We start from the raw sequence: 18,971 nt of genomic DNA, 5'->3' as shown, positions 1-18,971 counted from the left end.
GGCTGCTCGCCGCGAGGTGGGCAGCCCTTTCTCGTGCGATGGAGCGAGCTGGCTAATCGGGCTGCTCCAGCCGGTTCGCCAGCCAGGAGATGAAATCGGAAGCCACGGGCTCCGGGGATTGCTCTTCGCTGGCCTCATGATCCCAGAAGACGACCGCTGGCTCGCCGGCGCTACGTACGTCGAGGCAGTAGAGATTGCCGCCACCGTCGTTCATGAGCGGGATGAGATGTGAGGGGAGTCTGGGGCGCACCTCGGTTCGTTCGCTCTCTGTCACCGTCACGAGGTGCAGATAGGGAGGGACATCTGCGCCGAGCCCGAAGAGTTCAAAGGAGCCGACACCTCCCCAGCCGAAGCGCCGCAAGAAGCGCAGGTAGCCGCCGGTCAGGCTCACGCCAAGCCGGGCACTGGCGGCGCGGATGTCATCCTCGCTCACGCCGTGACCGAAGGTTCGCGAGGCGGACGACTCTAGCTTCCGAGCGAGTTCATCGAAGGTCATGGCAGGTTGGGGTGGTTCTGCTTGTAGTTGGGGCCAAGGCGGTGATCCGTTCGGGACTTGATGGCCAGGTTGTCGAACGCATTGGTTCCTCCCTCCGCGAGCGACACCTTGTGGTGGAGCTCCATCGGGTAGCCTGCCCCACTCCCGACAGCTTGATGGCGACCTGCGAGGCCCCGAGTGATGCCGCCTCCGAGAAGCGAGGCAGCGTCGACAGTCGCGAGGCTAGCCACGAGGCACCCCCATTCATTCCCTGGGTCACTACGATCGTCACAGCGAGGACGAAGACGCGTGCCACCTCGGGGCCCACTCGGTTCGCGAAGCGCTTGCCGGCCGCGTCCAGTTCCTCGAAGGTGGTGGCCCTGTCGGTGGCCCCCTTCAGTTCTCGGGCTGCGTCCACTGCTTCCAGGAAGGTCTCCACTCCCAGGTAGATCAGCATGACCGCAGAGACGATCGCCGCCGCCTTGGTGAAAACGGGCTCGGGGTTCGCGGCCAACAGGGCCCAACTGATGAGGCCCGTGGCAATCACCGTATAGAAGAGCTGGGGTGCCAGGGTGTTCTCCACGGCTCGGGAGATGCTCTGTTTCATGGGCTCGATCGACAGGCCCAGGGCCACCCCCAGCTTGTCCCACTCCGTCAGGCCCGCCACGTCATCGAGCAGGGACAGACAGTCGGTTCTTCTCTGGCCTGGCTTGCAGATGCCGCCGAAGCTCTGGCTCATCAGGAACTGCCATCGACTGTCGGCGTGGTTGCTGGGATAGGAGGCGAGCACCAGCTGGCCTGGGTGGGCGGGGCGCAGCGTGAGGGGTATCTCCAGCACCAGCAGGGTCAGTGCTTGCTCGAAATCGTCCGCGACCAGATGCACGGACTTGTTCCAAGAGGGCGATGAGTACTCCATGGGCTGGCCCTGGCTCGTCTCCAGCCGCACCACACGCGAGCTCGCACAGCCCGCTCCCAGCAGCAATCCAAGCGACATCGCTACAGCCCAGCGCGACGTCATCGGTTTCTCTCTGGTGGAGGGCTCGCCCCTCGATGGATGCCGGTCCAAGTCATGCTGGGGAAGCTCACCAGAAATCGGGGGGCGAGAGAAAGGCGGTTCGTGTGCAGCGAGGCTGCTCAAGTGGCCCGCACATGTGCAGGCCGTAGGCGCCAAATAACAAAGATAGAGGAAGCCGGCTGGCGGCGGCGCGTAGGTAATATCAGCTACCCACAACTGGTCAGGTTCGTCTCGCGTGAGGTAGGCAGCCCCTTCTCTGTCAGGCTGCGACGAACTTCGTGCCCGTCACGCCCTCTTGTTCCATCGCGTGCTTTAGCTCCTCGGAGACGATGAGGGCGATGGTCCAGCCCCAGGGACGGAAGAGCAGACTGCCGCCAACCTTGGAGGGAGCGATGCGCAGGCCCGCGACGTTGCGGTACTCACCCTCCTTGTCAGGGCGGTTGTCCTCGGGCTTCCAGTACCGCACCTCCTCGCTGCGGGCATCGTCGATGCAACGGATGACGCGCAGGGTATTGAGGATGAAATATGGCTCCTCGTGACCCTCGATCCGAGCAGGCAGGAACTGGACCTGATCCTGAGCCCCCAGGCGCTCCAGGAGCCGGACGACGCGGGCGTGGACGACGGGAATTGCGGAGGAAGCCAGCGTGAAGTCCTGTGGTATCCCGCCAGGGCCCACCGGAAATCGGATCATCCCAGGTGGAGCGATGCGCTGGCCCTTTCGGAACTGCCAGGGAGCGACCGCCTGCCCTCGTTCGTCTCTCGGGCTGCGCAGATGCCAGCGCCCAGGGATGCGCATGTCGTCCTGGAGGTCGTAATAACCGGGCATCCTCATGGCTCCTGAGTCAGTGCTGGGCTCGTGTCGCCAGAGTGTGAAGGCGCGAGCCCCGAGTGCATAGCTCACGCGCGAGTTCCTCGAGTGCGCTCAACAACCTGGGCCGGCAGTGCGACGGAGTCTGGCACTCTCCCAGGGCCTCCTCGAGGCGTCTGAAAATCTCCAGATGGTACTGCTCGGGGTGGGGGCCTTGGTGGCCCGCCAGATAGACCCGGTTCTCCCTCGCACTCAGGCTCATGCCTGCTCTCGTGAAGAGGTCCTCGAAGCGAGGCGTCCAGGGGCCGCCGTGGATTGAGGAGATTTCATTCTTGTTGGTCGCAAGGTGGTGCCACTGGTAGCCAGTCTTCTTCTCGGAGCCGTCGCTGCAGACGCCACCGCCAGCCCCCGCCTCGCTGGCGGCTGTTCCCACCGCCGCGCCTGTAACGACGATGGAGCTGTCGGCCATGACGTGGGCCGTCGCCGAGCCTCCCATCCTCAGCCCTCCAGCCGTGGCGTACCGAGGCGGTCCCATGAGAGACCCCAGAGTTCCCGGTGAAAGGGAGGGCAGTGCCTTGGAGGCTCCAAAGCTGGCCACCATCACGAGGACGCGCAGAGCCGCGCCACCGATGGCCCTGCCAAAGCGCTCAGCCACGGCTTCGAGCTCTTTCAGCGTCCTGGCGTTCGTGGCGTCCCTGTAGAGCTGCAAGCAGGCCATGGCTACGTTCCGCAGCTCCAACACTCCCACCACCATCGCCAGTCTGACCGTGAGGGAGGCAGCGAAGGCCTTGGAGAAGAACGGCTCAGGGGCCACCCAGGCGGCGAAGTACACCAGCACGGAGAGGGCAACGCTGGCCAGGAAGACTGGCGACCTGAATAGCTCCTCGGCTGCATCCCGGGCCCCTCGTCCCATGTAGCGAGGAGACAGCTTGAGGGCCATGTAGAGCGGGCTTCGCTCCAGAACCTTGGGCATGGGCAGAAGGGGAGGGCCATACCGGGCGATGAACTCTTCTCGAAGGGTCTGCTGCCATGCGGAGGGCGCCCGGGCGGCAAGGCCTTGGGAGCCCGTCGCAACCATGACGGCTTGAGGGTGAGTCTGGGCAGTGGCTGTGAACGCTTCGTCGAAGGCGGCGAGCACGGCGCGAGCCTCTGCCAACGTCAACATGTCATGAGCGGGGGAGTGGGGTCCTGGCTCGAAGGAGAGTCGCAGGGCTCCCCCCGGTAGCGCCTCGACGCCCATCGCCAGTGGGCGAGCAGGGGCCTCTCCGGGAGGGGAGCCACGCACTGGAAGCGCCGCGCACGAGGATAACGCGGCGAACGATACGGCCAGTGTCACGCGCAGCAGAGTGGAGGCGTGGTCCATGCACCGGAGCATGCACGACGAGGGAGGGCTTCACCATTGGGGGTGCCAGAGGGGCGGGGACGTGGACATCGCGGCCACCCGGCACATGCCCTCTCCACCTGATTCACCCGGGGGAAAAGCTGCGCTGACACAGGGTGCCTGAGGGCGGTTTCTCAGGCGCGGCGCGTCATGACGATGGTTTGCCCCGAGGGGAGGGATGCACCATAGACTCCGCGCGCGCCAGAGGCCCGAAGGCCTCGGTCCATTGGAGGGTTCCTTGTCCCAGAGAATGCATCGCCGCACCATCCTGCAGTCCATCGTCGCCGTGGCGGCGACGACGGCGTTCGGGTGCAGCGACGAAGAGACGTCCATTGATGCTCAGGCGGAGAAGTCCCGGCCGTACTTCCCGCAGTCCGTGGCCTCCGGAGATCCACGGCCCGACAGCGTGGTGCTGTGGACACGCGCCGTGGACCAGGAGCACGAGGGCGATGTCACCCTCTCCCTCGAGGTCTCCACCGAGGAGAGTTTCGGCCAGCTCGTGCTCCAGCAGCAGGGCCTGACGGCGAAGGCCGTTCACGACAACGCCATCAAGGTCAAGGTGACCAACCTCCAGCCGCGCACCACCTACTACTACCGCTTCGTCTACGAGCACGACGGAGAGAAGTTTGTCTCCCCCGTGGGCCGCACCAGGACGGCGCCCGCCGCGGGCGATGACGTGCCCGTGAAGTTCGTGGTCGGCAACTGCCAGGACTACGTGGGCCGCTACTACAACGCCTGGCAGCGCCTGCTGCAGCTGGACGCGGACGTGGATGCCATCGTCTTCCTGGGCGACTACATCTACGAGACCACCGGCGACCCGGCCTTCCAGTCCGCCAACACCACCCGCGGCGTCACCTTCTCCGATCCGGCGAGCGCCCAGGTGCAGAAGAGCGGTGTCTTCCAGTACCTGGCCGCCTCGTCGCTCTCCAACTACCGCGACATCTACAAGAACCTGCGCAAGGACCCCATCATCCAGAAGGTCCACGAGCGCTACCCCTTCATCGTCGTGTGGGACGACCACGAGTTCTCCGACGACTGCTGGGGCGCGAACGCCACGTACGAGGACGGCCGCCGCAATGAGCTGCAGACGGAGCGTCGCCGCAACGGCGAGCAGGCCTTCTTCGAGTTCATCCCCATCGACACCTCGGCCAACGCAGCCGCGGGCCCCATCGATGTGAACGCCGAGCCCCGCTTCCCGAACACGCGCATCTACCGTGACTTCGAGTTCGGCAAGCACGTGCGGCTCATCGTCACGGACTACCGCACCTACCGCCCCGACCACCTCATCCCCGAGGACGCCTACCCCGGCACGGTGGTCATGGACCAGGCGGTGCTGACGGCGCTCGGCGTGGCGTCCGTCTTCAACGCGGACACCTTCGCCTATATCGACGTGGACGCGCCGGAGTACGCCGCGGTGAAGGGCGGGCTGCAGCAGGCCTACGTGGCGCTGGCCATGAAGGCCGGGCTGACCCAGCAGGAGGCCACGGAGAAGGCCGGCGCCTGGGTGAAGGGCAAGCTGGCGCTGGCCTACGTCAACCAGGTGCTCGCCCAGCTGCCCACGCCGCCGCCGCCCATCTCGGCCGATGGCAAGCCGCGCGGCATGGCCTATGTGCACATGGGCAAGGTGGGCCTGTTCGACATCCGCGGCACGCGCTACGTCGTGGTGAAGGACACCTTCGATCTGTACGCCGCGTACCGCTACAGCACCTCCAACAAGGACAGCGAGAACGCGTGGGGCCCCGACCAGGAGGCCTGGTTCCAGGAGCGGGTGAAGACCAGCAACACCTGGAAGGTGGTCGTCAGCTCCGTGTCGTTCACGTCCCTCGTGTGGGACCTGCGCGCCAAGTCGGAGATCCCGGATCCCTCGCTGCGTCAGCGCTTCTACTTCAACGTGGACCACTGGGACGGCTTCCCGACGAAGAAGAAGGAGCTGCTGGGCTCCCTGAAGGCCAACAACGTGAACACTCTGGTGCTGTCCGGGGACATCCACGCCTCGTACGCGTCGGTGGAGGGCGGCATCCCCGCGCTGACGGGGCCGGCCATCTCCTCGGGCACGGTGCAGGAGCTGGCGGGCACGGCGGTGATGGGCGCGGGCTACTCGCAGGGTAGCGCCATCTACCGCTACGCCGTCGCCGAGATGGACGCCACGCTCAAGGCCGGCAACCCGGGCCTCGTCTTCGCCAACTCGGAGGCCCACGGCTTCATGATCGTGGACATCCGCGCGGACCAGGCGGTGGCCACCTACCACCTCATCCCCAGCAGCGAGATCCACAAGGACTACTCGGTGCGGAGCGCCGAGGAGCTGAAGAGCCGCTTCACCACCCAGGCCTTCCGCGTCCAGAACGGCACCATCACCCCCGCGTAGTCCGTTCCTGCTCGGGAGGCGCGGGGGTACGCTGCGCCTCCCATGAGCACCCCCGACGTGCGGCTCGTCCCCGCGCTCCCCGAGCACCTGGACGACTGGATCTCCATCCGGGCCGGCGCCACCGCGCGCCGGCTCGTCTCCATGGAGGAGGACAGCCGAGAGGCGCTGCTGAAGCGGCTGAGCGAGGCGAGCAGCGACGTGACGGATCCTCGCGCTCGGAGCTTCCGGTGGATGGTGCAGGCCGACGGGGGCATCGTCGGCACCGTGTCCGCTCGTGACTTGTCCCGCGCGCAGGGCCGCATCGAGGTGGGCTACATGCTCGCCGAGGAGACCCTGGGCCGCGGCATTGGCACCCGCGCCGTGGGCTTGATGCTGGATCGGCTCTTCACGATCCCCGAGCTCCACCGCGTCTGGCTGGCCACGACGGCGGAGAACCTCGCCTCGCAGGCGCTGGCGCGCAAGCTGGGCTTCGTCCTGGAGGGCGTGCTGCGCGAGCACTGCATCGTCCAGGAGCGGCGGATGGATCAGCAGATCTGGGGCCTGCTGAGGCCCGAGTGGGCGGCACGCCAGTCGGCCCGCTGAGAGTCCGCGCCGATTTGTCGTTTATTTGAATATCTGGCACGACGTCGCGTCGTGAGCGCCCATATGAAAATCTGGATTACCCTGGTTTGCGCACTTGTACTCACGGTGAACCTCGCTGGCTGTTCTGGGGGAAGTGAGCCCGCGGCTCCGTGCGAGGGGGTCGTCTGTGGCCCAGGGCGCTGCGTGGCCAGCGACGGACGGGCGGCCTGTGAGTGCGAGCCGGGCCATCACGCGGAGGGGCTGACGTGCGTCAAGGACAACACGCCTCCTCGCAACCCCTGTGAGCCCAACCCCTGCGTGCAGCCGGGCCGCGGCCAGTGCTCCAACGTGGACGGCGGCGCGGTGTGCTCGTGCGATCCGGGCAAGCAGGAGCAGGGCGGCGTCTGTGTCGTCCCCAATCCGTGCGAGCCGAACCCCTGCACCGCGCCGAACAAGACGGACTGCAGCGTGGCGAACGGCCAGCCGGTCTGCGCGTGCGTGAGCGGCTATGTCCCGGAGGGGGACGGGTGCAGGCCGGAGCAGACCGTCACCTGCGTGGGGCAGCACACCACGGGAGACTCCTTCGAGCCGGATGAGTGCCCCGGGCTGGCGCGCGCCGTGGGCGCTGGTGGGATGCAGAACGAGGCGCACACGCTGAGCCCCGCGGGGGACGAGGACTGGTTCAAGCTCACCGCGGTCGCCGGGCACATCTACGAGGCCGTGGCCACGGGCGCGGCGGGCCAGCGGCTGCACCTGGACCTGTACGCCGCGGATGGCACCACGGTGCTGGCCTCGGACCACGGCGGGCAGGCGACGGTGAGCCTCCTCCACAAGGCGGCGGGCGCGGGGGAGCTCTTCTTCCGGGTTCGCGCCTTCGCCAGTGGCGAGACGGGGGCCTACAGCATCTCGATCTCGGACGTGGGCGTGGATGACTTCGCGGACGAGCCCGCGCTGGCCACGACGCTGACGGCGACGAGCGGGACGGCGGTCCCCGGGGAGCTGCAGTTCGACGGGGATCGGGACGTGGTGAAGCTGCCGCTCAGCGCCGGCCGCAGCTACCGCTTCGAGGCGGCATGGAGCGCCACGAGCACGGCCTCGCTCCAGCTCGAGCTCATCGCGCCCGACCGGACGACGGTGGTGGTCTCCAGCCAGCAGGTGGCGCCCGGGGCGCTCACGCGCATCACCAGCGGCGGGGACTACTACCTGCGCATCCAGGAGCCCACGGGGAAGCTGCGCGCGGCCTACACCTTCACGTTCACGGACCTGGGAGTGGATGACCATGGGGATGCTCCGCCGGAGTCCTCGCCCGTGGTCATCGGCGCTCCGCCAGCGAACGGTGGCTTCGAGCGCCCGGATGACGTGGACCTCTTCTCGTTCCAGGCGCAGGCGGGCCACATCTACGCCTTCACCTGCAACCCGAGCGGCGGGGCGGTGGACTGCCAGGTGAGCCTCTCGGACGCGGCGGGCAACGTGCTGGCCAGCGACAACAACGGGGGCACGGGCTATCTGGTCCACGAGTACGCGCAGGCGGGGACGTATTACTTCCGGCTCTCGTCGGGCAAGGTGGGGACCTATACGTACCGCCTGGAGGACCTGGGCTTCGACGACCATGGCGATACCCTGGCCACGGCGACGCCGAGCACTCCGGCGGCCTCGCCCACTCCGGCGCGGCTGGAGGTGCCTGGAGACGTGGACTTCCTGAAGTTCAGCGTCGAGGCCGATACCATCTACTCCTTCACGTGCGCCTCGAACGCCTTCCCGTGCGCCGTGGAGCTGCAGGATGCCACCGGGACGGTGCTCGCCTCGGGCACGGCGAGCGGTAGCTCCGTGAAGCTCACCCATACCTTCACCGCGGCGGGCACCCTTCATGCGCGGATCTCCTCGGGAACCGCGGGCGCCATGGGCTCCTATACGTGGCTGCTGGAGTCCAAGCACGTGGATGACCACGGCAACACGCTCGACGCGGCGACCCCAATCTCCGCGGGCGGTGGCACGCTCAGTGGCTCGCTGGAGGAGGCGACGGATGTGGATGTCTTCCGCTTCACCGCGACCGCGGGGCACATCTACCGGTTCACGTGTGACAGCAGCGTCCTGGACTGTGACGTTGAGCTGCTCGATGCCGGTGGCGCCGTGCTCAGGAGCGCCAGCGGCCCCGAGACTCCCGCCATCATCACCTCCGAGTTCAACACGGGCGGCGCGTACTACTTCCGGGTGCGGACCGATGGCTCGGCGGTGGGTGCGTACTCGTACACGCTGGAGGACCTCGGCGTGGACGACCACGGTGACGCCTCGGGCCAGGCGACGTCCCTGACCGCGCCGATCTCGGGCACGGGCACGCTGGAGACCGCGGGTGACGTGGATGCCTTCTCCTTCAGCGGCCTGGCCGAGGAGGTCTACACGTTCACCTGCACGGGCACCTCCGTCGACTGCAACGTGCTCCTGCTGGACTCCAGCGGGGCGACCGTGGCGTCCGACACCTCCACCAGCGCCAACGCGAGCATCACCTACCGGCTGCCTCGCGCCGGGACGTGGTTCCTGCACGTGAAGAGCACGGCGACGGCCACCGGCAGCTACGGGTATCAGCTGGTGGGCCTGGGGACCGATGAGCACGGTGACACCACCGACACCGCCACCCCGGTCGTCGTGGGAGGGCCCGCCGCGGGCGGACGGATCGACACGTCCACGGACGTGGATCTCTTCTCCTTCAGCGCGCTCGCGGGCCACATCTACGAGATCACCTGCACCAGCACCAACCTGAGCTGCGCGCTCGAGCTGCTCTCCGGGACGGGGACGGTGCTCGGCTCCAGCAGTGGCGCCAACGCGCGGGTCGTCTACGAGGTGGGTCCGGCGGGGATCTACTACTTCCGGATCGCCAGCGCCTCGAGCTCGGCGGGGACGTATTCGTACCAGATCGTGGATCTCGGCGTGGATGACCACGGGGATGACCTGGCCAGCGCCACCGCCATCACGGCCGGGGCTCCCGTGGCCAATGGCACGCTGGAGCTCGCGGGCGACGTGGATGTGTTCTCCTTCTCCGCAACGGCCGAGCACCTTTACGAGTTCACGTGCACCGGCACGACTGTCGACTGCAACGTGGAGCTGGTGCACTCGACGGGGACGGTGCTGATCGCGGACAACTCCTCCCGCTTGACGGCGCTCGTGCGCCTCCAGCTCATCACCGCGGGCACGTACTACCTGCGAGTGAAGGGAGGCGGCTCGGGCAGCGCCACGGGGACCTATGGCTACCAGCTGCGGGATCTGGGGCTGGATGACCACGGCGACACCACGGGCACCGCGACACCGGTGACGCCGGGAGCCCCTCCGCGGGACGGGAAGATGAACAGCCCCACCGATGTGGACGTCTTCTCCTTCGAGGCGGTGCAGGGCCGCATCTACCAGTTCACCTGCGCGGCGGCGTTCGACTGCAACGTGGTGCTCAGGGACGGTGCGGGGACGGTGCTGGCCTCCGACAGCGGTCCCTCGGCGAACGCGCTCGTCGCGTTCGAGTTCATCGCCGCGGGGACCTACTACTTCCACGTCTCGAGCGGCAGCGGCGCGCTGGGGACCTACACCTATGAGCTCCAGGACCTCGGGGTGGACGACCATGGGGACAGCCGGGCCACCGCCACCCCCATCGTCCCGTCCGCCACGAGCAGCACGGGCCGGGCGGAGACGCTCGGGGACGAGGACTTCTTCTCGTTTCCCGGCGCGAGCAACACCACCTACGAGTTCACCTGCTCCAGCAGCGCGATCGACTGCAACGTGGTGCTCTATGACGCCAACGGGGCCGTGCTGCAGTCCGACACGCGCTCCAGCGCCAGCGCCCGGGTGTCCTATGTCGTGCGCTCCGCGGGGACCTTCTTCGTCAAGGTGTCCAGCGGGACGCCGACCCTGGGCGACTACACGTATCAGCTCAGGGACCTGGGCCCCGACGACCACGGCAACACGATCGACAACGCCACCCCGGTGACGCCGTCGAGCACCTTCAGCAACGCGAGCATCGAAGTCGTGTCGGACGTGGACATGTTCTCGTTCACGGCGGTGGCGGGTCACATCTATGACATCGAGTGCACGACCTCCGCCTTCGACTGCAACCTGGTGCTGATGAACGCGGCGGGGGTGACGGTGGCCTCCGACACGACGAGCGCCAGCAATGCCCGGGTGAAGGTCGAGCTGGCCACGGGAGGCACGTACTACTTCCAGATCCAGTCGGGCTCATCCGCCTTCGGCAGCTACTCGTACCGGCTGCAGGACCTGGGGGTGGATGACCACGGGGACACCGACGCGACGGCCACGCCCATCACGCCGATGGCGAGCACCGCGCCCGGTCAGATCGAGACGGCGGGGGACTTCGACGTCTTCTCGTTCAGCGCCACCGCGGGCCGCATCTACGAGTTCTCCTGCACGGGAGCCGCGGGTGACTGCGACCTGGCGCTGGTGGACTCCAGCGGGACGGTGCTGGCGCAGGACGTGACCCCGGCCTCCTCGGCGAAGATCGTCTACGAGCTGGGGACGGCGGGCACGTACTTCGTGAGGCTGTGGTTCGGGAATGCCTCGACCACGGTGATGGGCGGCTACTCCTACCAGCTCAAGGATGTCGGAGCGGATGACCACGGGGACTCGATTGCCACCGCCACGCTCATCACGCCATCCACGACGAGCAGCACGGGTCGGGTGGAGACGCTCGGGGACGTGGACTTCTTCAGGTTCGCCGGTGTGCTGAATACGACGTACGAGTTCAGCTGCTCCAGCAGCGCCATCGATTGCGACGTGGTGCTCTATGACGCCAGCGGCGCCGTGCTGCAGTCCGACACGGGCAGCAGCACCAGCGCCAAGGTGACGTACCTGGTCCGCGCGGCGGCGACCTACTTCATCAAGGTGTCCAGCGGGACGGCCACGGTCGGCGACTACACCTACCAGCTGAAGAACCTGGGGACGGATGACCACGGCAACACGCTGGCGGACGCCACGCCGGTGACGCCCTCCAGCACCTTCGCCAACGCCAGGATGAACGCCGCGGCGGACGTGGACGTGTTCTCGTTCAGCGCCATCGCGGGTCACATCTACGAGGTGGAGTGCAGCACTTCGGCCTTCGACTGCAACCTGGTGTTGATGGACTCGACCGGGGCGACGATTGCCTCGGATACCGGCACCACGCTCAGCGCGAAGGTGCGCAGGGAGCTGGCCACGGCGGGCACGTACTGCTTCCAGATCCAGTCGGGCTCGTCCGCCTTCGGCAACTACTCCTATCGGGTCCAGGACCTGGGGATGGATGACCACGGGGACACCGACGCGACGGCCACGCCCATCACCCCGATGGCGAGCACCGCGCCCGGTCAGATCGAGACGGCGGGGGACTTCGACGTCTTCTCGTTCAGCGCCACCGCGGGCCGCATCTACGAGTTCTCCTGCACGGGAGCCGCGGGCGACTGCGACCTGACGCTGGTGGACTCCAGCGGGACGGTGGTGGTGCAGGACGTGGGGTCCAGCCTCTCGGCGAAGATCGTCGCCGAGCTGGGAACAGCGGGCACGTACTACGTGAGGCTGCGGTTCGGGACTGCCTCGACCACGGTGACGGGCAGCTACTCCTACCAGCTCAAGGATGTCGGAGTGGATGACCACGGGGACTCGATTGCCACCGCCACGCCGATCACCCCGTCCACCACGAGCACCACCGGGCGCATCGAGACGCTGGGAGATCTGGACCACTTCTCATTCTCGGGCGCGCTGAGCACCACGTATGAGTTCAGCTGCTCCAGCAGCGTCATCGACTGCAACGTGGTGCTCTACGATGCCAGCGGCACCGTGGTGCAGAGCGACACCAGCTCCAACGCTGGCGCCAAGGTGACGTACCTGGTGCGAGTGGCCGGCACGTTCTACGTGAGGGTCTACAGCGGGACGGCGACGATCGGCGACTACACCTACCAGCTGAAGAACCTGGGGACGGACGACCATGGCAACACGCTGGCGGACGCCACGCCGGTGACGCCCTCCAGCACCTTCAGCAACGGCAGGATCGACTCCTCGGCGGACGTGGACATGTTCTCGTTCAACGCCGGGGCCGGTCACATCTACGAGGTGGAGTGCACCACCTCGGCCTTCGATTGCGATCTGGTGTTGATGGACTCGACCGGGACGACGATTGCCTCGGACACCGCCAGCACCACCTCCGCGAGGGTGCGGGTCGAGCTGAACACCGGGGGCACGTACTACTTCCGCATCCAGCCAGGCACGACAACCTTCGGCGCCTACACGTATCGGGTCCGGGACCTGGGGGTGGATGACCACGGAGACACGCTGGCCACGGCGACGCCCATCATGCCGTCCACCACGCAGACGTCAGCGACGTTCGAGGTGGCAGGGGACGTGGACTGGTTCTCGTTCACCGCCGAGGCCGGCCGCATCTACGAGTTCACCTGCAGCACCGGCGGCAACATCAACTGCAACGTGTACCTGACGGACGCGGCGGGGACGACGCTGGCCTCGGACACCGCCACCTTGACGACCGCTCGGGTGCGCTACGAGTACAACACGGCGGGCACCTACTACGTGCGCGTGGTGGCCGCCGACTGGAGCACCACCAACACCTACTCCTTCCAGCTGCAGCTCCTGGGGGTGGATGACCACGCGGATACGTTGGCCGGGGCCACGCCCATCGTGCCGTCCGCCACGCTGACGGACGCGACGTTCGAGGTGCCGGGGGACGTGGACTGGTTCTCGTTCAACGCCGAGGCGGGCCACATCTACGAGTTCTACTGCACCACTGGCGGGTACATTAACTGCAACGTGTACCTGACGGATGCGGCGGGCACCACGGTGGTGGCGGACACCTCCACCAACACGTTCGCCCGGGTGCGCTACGAGTTCAACGCGGCGGGTACCTACTACCTGCGGGTGGTGGCCGCCGACTGGGAAGCCACCAACACCTATCGCTACCAGCTGACGGACCTGGGGGTGGATGACCACGCGGACACGCTGGCCGGGGCCACGCCCATCGTGCCGTCCACCGCGCTGACGGACGCGACGTTCGAGGTGGCAGGGGACGTGGACTGGTTCTCGTTCAACGCCGAGGCCGGCCACATCTACGAGTTCTACTGCACCACCGGCGGGTCGATTAAGCGCTGGGAGTTCAGCGCGGCGGGCACCTACTACCTGCGGGTGGTGGCCGCTGACTGGAACAGCACCAACACCTACCAATACCAGCTGGAGGACCTGGGGGTGGATGACCACGCGGATACGTTGGCCGGGGCCACGCCCATCGTGCCGTCCACCGCGCTGACGGCCGCGACGTTCGAGGTGTCAGGGGACGTGGACTGGTTCTCGTTCAGCGCCGAGGCTGACCACGTCTACGAGTTCTACTGCAACAGCTCGACCATCAACTGCAACGTGTACCTGACGGACGCGGCAGGCACCACGGTGGTGTCGGACACCACCACCAACACGTCCGCGCGGGTGCGCTGGGAGTTCAACGCGGCGGGCACCTACTCCGTGCGGGTGGTGGCCGCCGACTGGAGCAGGACCAACACCTACCAATACCAGCTGGCGGACCTGGGGGTGGATGACCACGCGGACACGCAGGCCGGGGCCACGCCCATCGTGCCGTCCACCACGCAGGCGCCCGCGAAGTTCGAGGTGTCAGGGGACGTGGACTGGTTCTCGTTCAATGCCGAGGCCGGCCACCTCTACGAGTTCTACTGCAACTCCTCGATCATCAACTGCAACGTGTACCTGACGGACGCGGCAGGCACGACGCTGGCCTCGGACACCCTCAGCAACACGAGCGCTCGGGCCCGGTACCTCTTCGCCACGGCGGGCACCTACTACGCGCGAGCGGTGGCCGCCAACTGGTCTACCTCCAACACCTACTCCTTCCAGCTGCTGGACCTGGGAACGGATGATCACTCGGACACCACCACGGGAGCCACGGCCCTCACGCTGGGCACCGCGGTCTCGGGCTCCATCGAGGTCGTCGGAGACGTGGACTTCTTCTCGATGGGGCTCGGCTCCGGCACCACCTATACGGTGATTACGACGGGCATCTCCACCACCATCACCGTGTACGCTCCGGACAGGACGACGGTGCTCTCCACCGGCTCGAGCCCTCGTACCTTCAACGCCGTTTCGGGCGGAGGCACGCACTACTTCCGGGTGCAGAGTGCCTCTTCGACGACGGGCGCATACACCGTGAAGGTTGAGTAGTCGCCGGTCGGGACAGGCGGTGGCTCGTGGAAGCACCGCCGTCCTCCAGGCCCTCCTGAGAGGGGGTGTGGGTGGAAGTAGGCAAGAAGGGCGGCGGGTGATAGGTTGCCCCCGCCATGCACGCCTACGCCGTCGAGTTGTCCCAGGAGCTGGGCCTCAAGCCCGAGCAGGTGGACAAGACCCTCGCGCTCAATGCCGAGGGCGCCACCGTCCCCTTCATCGCCCGCTACCGCAAGGAAGCCACCGGCGGCCTGGACGAGGTGCAGATCCAGACGATCCTCGACCGCGCCGCCGAGCGCGCCGAGTTCGACTCGCGGCGCGACACCATCCTGCGCACCATCGAGAGCCAGGGGAAGCTGACACCGGAGCTGGAGAAGGCCATCCAGCGCGCCAGGACGCGCACGGAACTGGAGGACCTCTACCTGCCCTACAAGCCCAAGCGCCGCACCCGGGCCGCCATCGCCCGGGAGCGGGGGCTGGAGCCGCTCGCCGATCTGCTCTGGAAGCAGGAGGGCCAGCGCGGCGAGGACCGGAACGCGCGGGTGCGCCCCTTCGTGGACGCGGAGAAGGGCGTGCCGGACCTGGAGGCGGCGCTCGCGGGCGCCAGGGACATCTGCGCCGAGCGCGTCGCCGAGGATGCGCCGCTGCGCCGGGCCGCGCGCGAGCTGTGCGTCCAGAAGGGCCGCCTGCGCTCGGAGGTGGCGCCCGCGAAGAAGGGCGAGACGACCAAGTTCGAGTCCTACTACGAGCACGAGGAGCCGCTCACCCAGGCCCCCTCCCACCGCGTGCTGGCGCTGCTGCGCGGCGAGGCCGAGCAGGTGCTGCGGGTGAAGGTCCTCTTCCCGGATGACGAGGCCCAGGGCCTGCTGACGTCCCGCGTGGTGACGAGGCCGCAGGCGCTCTTCGCCTCGGAGCTGCGCGCCGCGGCGGCGGACGCCTGGGAGCGGTTGATGGGCCCGTCGCTGGAGTCGGAGCTGCGCGCCGAGCTCAAGGAGCGCGCGGATCGCCAGGCCATCGGCGTGTTCGGCGAGAACCTGCGCCACCTGCTGCTGGCCCCGCCCGCGGGCACGCGGCCGGTGGTGGCGCTGGACCCGGGCCTGCGCACCGGCGTGAAGATGGTGATGCTGGACGCCACCGGGAGCGTGGCGGAGACGGCCACCCTCTACACGGAGCGCTCGCCGGACGAGCGCGCCCGCGCCGCCCGGCAGCTCGCCGCGGTCATCCAGAAGCACAAGCCCGAGCTGATCGCCGTGGGCAACGGCACCGGCAGCCGCGAGGCGGAGGGCTTCGTGCGCGAGGTGCTGGAGAAGCTCGAGACGAAGGTGCCCATCGTCTCCGTGAGCGAGCAGGGCGCCTCCGTGTACTCGGCCTCCGAGGTGGCGCGCGAGGAGTTCCCGGAGCTGGACGTGTCCCTGCGCGGCGCCGTCTCCATCGGCCGCCGGCTGCAGGATCCGCTGGCGGAGCTGGTGAAGATCGACCCCAAGAGCATCGGCGTGGGGCAGTACCAGCACGACGTGGACCAGGGGCTGCTCAAGAAGAAGCTGGGCGAGGTGGTGGACTCGTGCGTGAACGCGGTGGGGGTGGACGTGAACACCGCCTCGCCGCAGCTGCTGGAGCACGTGTCCGGCGTGGGGCCGTCGCTGGCGAAGAAGCTGGTGGCGCACCGGAGCAAGAAGGGCGCCTTCTCCACGCGGCGCGAGCTGCTCAAGGTCAGCGGCCTGGGGCCCAAGACGTTCGAGCAGGCGGCGGGCTTCCTGCGCGTGCGCGGCCCTGAGCCGCTCGACGCGAGCGCCGTCCACCCCGAGCGCTACCCCGTCGTCGAGCGCATGGCGAAGGACCTGGGCGTGGAGGTGGGCGCGCTGGTGGGCAACGTGGAGCTGGTGCGGAAGATCGATCCGAAGCGCTACCTGGGGCCGGACCTGGGAGAGCTGACGCTCCGCGACATCCTCTCCGAGCTGGAGAAGCCCAGCCGCGATCCGCGCGGAGACTTCTCCGCGCCCGCGCTGCGAGATGACCTGAAGACGCTGGAGGACGTGAAGGAGGGCATGGTGCTGCAAGGCGTGGTGACCAACGTCACCGCGTTCGGCGCCTTCGTGGACGTGGGCGTGCACCAGGACGGGCTCGTCCACGTGTCCCAGCTCTCCACGCGCTTCGTGAAGGACCCGTCCGAGGTGGTGAAGGTGGGCGACCGGCTCACGGTGAAGGTCCTCTCCGTGGACCTGGCGCGCAAGCGGCTGGGGCTCTCGGTGCGAGCGGTGCAGGAGGGAGGAGCGCCCGCGCCGTCCTCGGGGCGGGCCCCGGCGGGGAGCGCGGGCCGCATGACGACGAGCCCCTCGGGTGCAAAGGGGCCGCCGCCAGCGCGTCCTTCCGGAAGCAAACCTGCCCCGGCGGACAAGAAGGGCCCCGAGCCATTCAACAATCCCTTTCGCAACCTCAAGCGCTGAGTGGGGGGATGTTGACTCGCTCCACACTCGAGGCGAGGAATCGTGTCGGTCGTCGTGCGTGCCAGGCGAAGCACTCTTATAAGGGAGCCCCCATCCACCCATATGGAGGAGGCTCCGCTTGAAGCTCTACTACACCCCTGGCTCCTGTTCGCAGAACCCGCACATCCTGCTGCGAGAGGCAGGCTTGAAGTTCGATCTGGTGAAGGTCGATCTGGCCACGCACAAGACCGAGAAGGGCACGGACTACTACAGCATCAACCCCAAGGGCTATGTGCCGGCGCTGGAGCTGGATAACGGGGAGATCCTCACCGAGAACCCCGCGATCTCCCAGTACATCGCCGACCAGAAGCCAGAGGCGAAGCTCGCGCCCGCCAGCGGGACGCTCGAGCGCTATCGCCTGCAGGAGTGGCTCGCCTTCCTGGCCTCCGAGGTCTACAAGCCCCTCGCCGCATGCTTCCGGCCGGGCATTTCCGATGCCGAGAAGAAGTCCAACCTCGAGCGGGCGGGAAAGCGCTTCGACTTCATCGTCCAGAAGATGCAGGGCAAGCCGTTCCTCATGGGAGAGCAGTTCTCCGCGCCGGATTCCTACCTCTTCGTCATGCTCGGCTGGGCCCAGCCGCTGGGGATGGACCTGAGCCCGTGGCCCGCGCTGCAGGCCTTCCGGGACCGCATCGCGGCCCGGCCCGCGGTGAAGGCCACGCTGGAGGTGGAGTTCGGCAAGAGGGCCTGAGGTGTTGGACGGGCGTGGGAGTGCGCTCCCGCGCCCGCAGTCCGTCAGCGGCGCACCTGGAACGGGATGCTCAGCTGGCCGAACCGCTCGCCCGTGGTGGCGTCCACCAGGCTGGCCTGCAGGATGACCTGTCGCTCGCGCTCGCCGACCGCTGGGAAGTAGAGGAAGCCGGCGACGGTGCCCCCGCTCTCCAGGGTGCCCTCGGGCAGGGCCTCGTCCAACATGTCCTGCGTGGGGAGCGGCTCCTCGCACCGGACGGAGTACGGCGGGCCGTAGGGACCGTAGAACGGGTCGTAGTAGGGGCTCGGCCACCAGGGTGAGCGCCAGGGTGAGCCCCAGGCGTAGCCACGGTTCCACGCTCGGTAGGGTCCCCAGGTGGCGCCCATGCGCCAGTATCCGGGCTGGTACCCGGCGATGCACCGAGGCTGCGAGGCGTTGGCCTCCTCCAGCGCCAGCGGTGAGAGCGCGGCGTACTCGAAGCGCGACGCCCCGAGGAGCTCGAAGGCGCTGTAGCGGATGCTCAGCGCCCGTCCGCTCTGGTTCTCCAGTCGGACCTCCACGGGCGTCAGGCGGCGCTCGAGGTTCGACGGGTGGCCCTTCCAGGCCTCGCCGTCCGCGATGAGCCGCACGCCGTTGGCCTCCGCGACGGCGGCCCCCTCATCCCCCGCAAGGACGCGGGCGTCCGGACGTGGCTGCAGCCGGGGCTCGGGAATGCACCCGACCACGAGCAGTGCCAGCAACCATCCAAGTCTGCGAGTACGCATGAGAGACCTCACAAAGAAGATAGGTAGCCTCCGCGTTCACGCCTGCTCGACTTCCGGGAGAAGACGAGGGAGTGCCTGCCCCCGCCGCTGCTCGGGTCTCGTCGGACCCTGGAGGCATTCGGGGCGTGTGCCAAAGGGAACACTCCGCGCCTGGGGGCCGAGCATCGCGCGGTGCCTGGGCGGCTCCCGCCCTGGATGATGAGGCCCGCTGGGAGGAGGAGTGATGTCC

The 18,971-nt window shown here is 67.8% G+C and carries 9 protein-coding genes and 1 pseudogene; 5 read left to right on the top strand and 5 right to left on the bottom strand.

What is annotated here, in order from left to right:
• Positions 1–52: 52 nt before the first annotated feature.
• From KY572_RS08090 to KY572_RS08075, 4 genes and pseudogenes are all read right to left on the bottom strand, one after another.
• Positions 53–496: an SMI1/KNR4 family protein gene (locus tag KY572_RS08090; RefSeq protein ID WP_224241938.1), complete on the bottom strand. Its 444-nt coding sequence runs from the start codon at positions 494–496 to the stop codon at positions 53–55.
• A 127-nt stretch (positions 497–623) separates the two neighbouring features.
• Positions 624–1,493 (bottom strand): annotated as a pseudogene (gene sitA5 / locus KY572_RS08085) (SitA5 family polymorphic toxin); the annotation flags it as partial.
• Between the two features lie 256 nt (positions 1,494–1,749).
• Entirely contained in the window at positions 1,750–2,316 is a 567-nt protein-coding gene (locus KY572_RS08080; RefSeq protein WP_224241935.1) for an imm11 family protein, read from the bottom strand.
• 16 nt (positions 2,317–2,332) lie between these two features.
• Positions 2,333–3,661, bottom strand: coding sequence for an AHH domain-containing protein (locus tag KY572_RS08075; RefSeq protein WP_456077662.1), 1,329 nt, complete (start codon positions 3,659–3,661; stop codon positions 2,333–2,335).
• 256 nt (positions 3,662–3,917) lie between these two features.
• On the opposite strand from KY572_RS08075, the gene KY572_RS08070 reads away from it, so the two are divergent.
• The 5 genes from KY572_RS08070 to gstA all read left to right on the top strand — a co-directional run bounded on the left by KY572_RS08070 (position 3,918) and on the right by gstA (position 17,978).
• A complete protein-coding gene (locus KY572_RS08070) occupies positions 3,918–6,044 on the top strand; it encodes an alkaline phosphatase D family protein (protein ID WP_224241932.1) in 2,127 nt (708 codons plus the stop codon).
• Between the two features lie 42 nt (positions 6,045–6,086).
• Positions 6,087–6,626, top strand: a complete 540-nt coding sequence (locus KY572_RS08065; RefSeq protein WP_224241930.1) for a GNAT family N-acetyltransferase — start codon at positions 6,087–6,089, stop codon at positions 6,624–6,626.
• A gap of 183 nt (positions 6,627–6,809) precedes the next feature.
• Positions 6,810–14,804: a pre-peptidase C-terminal domain-containing protein gene (locus KY572_RS47725; protein ID WP_224241928.1), complete on the top strand. Its 7,995-nt coding sequence runs from the start codon at positions 6,810–6,812 to the stop codon at positions 14,802–14,804.
• A gap of 116 nt (positions 14,805–14,920) precedes the next feature.
• Positions 14,921–17,248 carry a Tex family protein gene (locus KY572_RS08055; RefSeq protein WP_224241926.1) on the top strand — a complete coding sequence of 776 codons (2,328 nt, stop codon included), beginning with the start codon at positions 14,921–14,923 and terminating at the stop codon, positions 17,246–17,248.
• Positions 17,249–17,366: 118 nt separating this feature from the next.
• Complete coding sequence (gene gstA / locus KY572_RS08050; RefSeq protein ID WP_224241924.1) at positions 17,367–17,978, top strand: glutathione transferase GstA; 612 nt, start codon at positions 17,367–17,369, stop codon at positions 17,976–17,978.
• 44 nt (positions 17,979–18,022) lie between these two features.
• On the opposite strand, the gene KY572_RS08045 is transcribed toward gstA, so the two are convergent.
• Positions 18,023–18,742, bottom strand: a complete 720-nt coding sequence (locus KY572_RS08045) for a hypothetical protein (RefSeq protein WP_224241923.1) — start codon at positions 18,740–18,742, stop codon at positions 18,023–18,025.
• Positions 18,743–18,971 lie beyond the last annotated feature (229 nt).

Source organism: Hyalangium gracile (assembly GCF_020103725.1).
Classification (GTDB): domain Bacteria; phylum Myxococcota; class Myxococcia; order Myxococcales; family Myxococcaceae; genus Hyalangium; species Hyalangium gracile.
The sequence above is the reverse complement of the archived record's forward strand: the minus strand, read 5'-3'. Positions and strand labels throughout refer to the sequence as shown.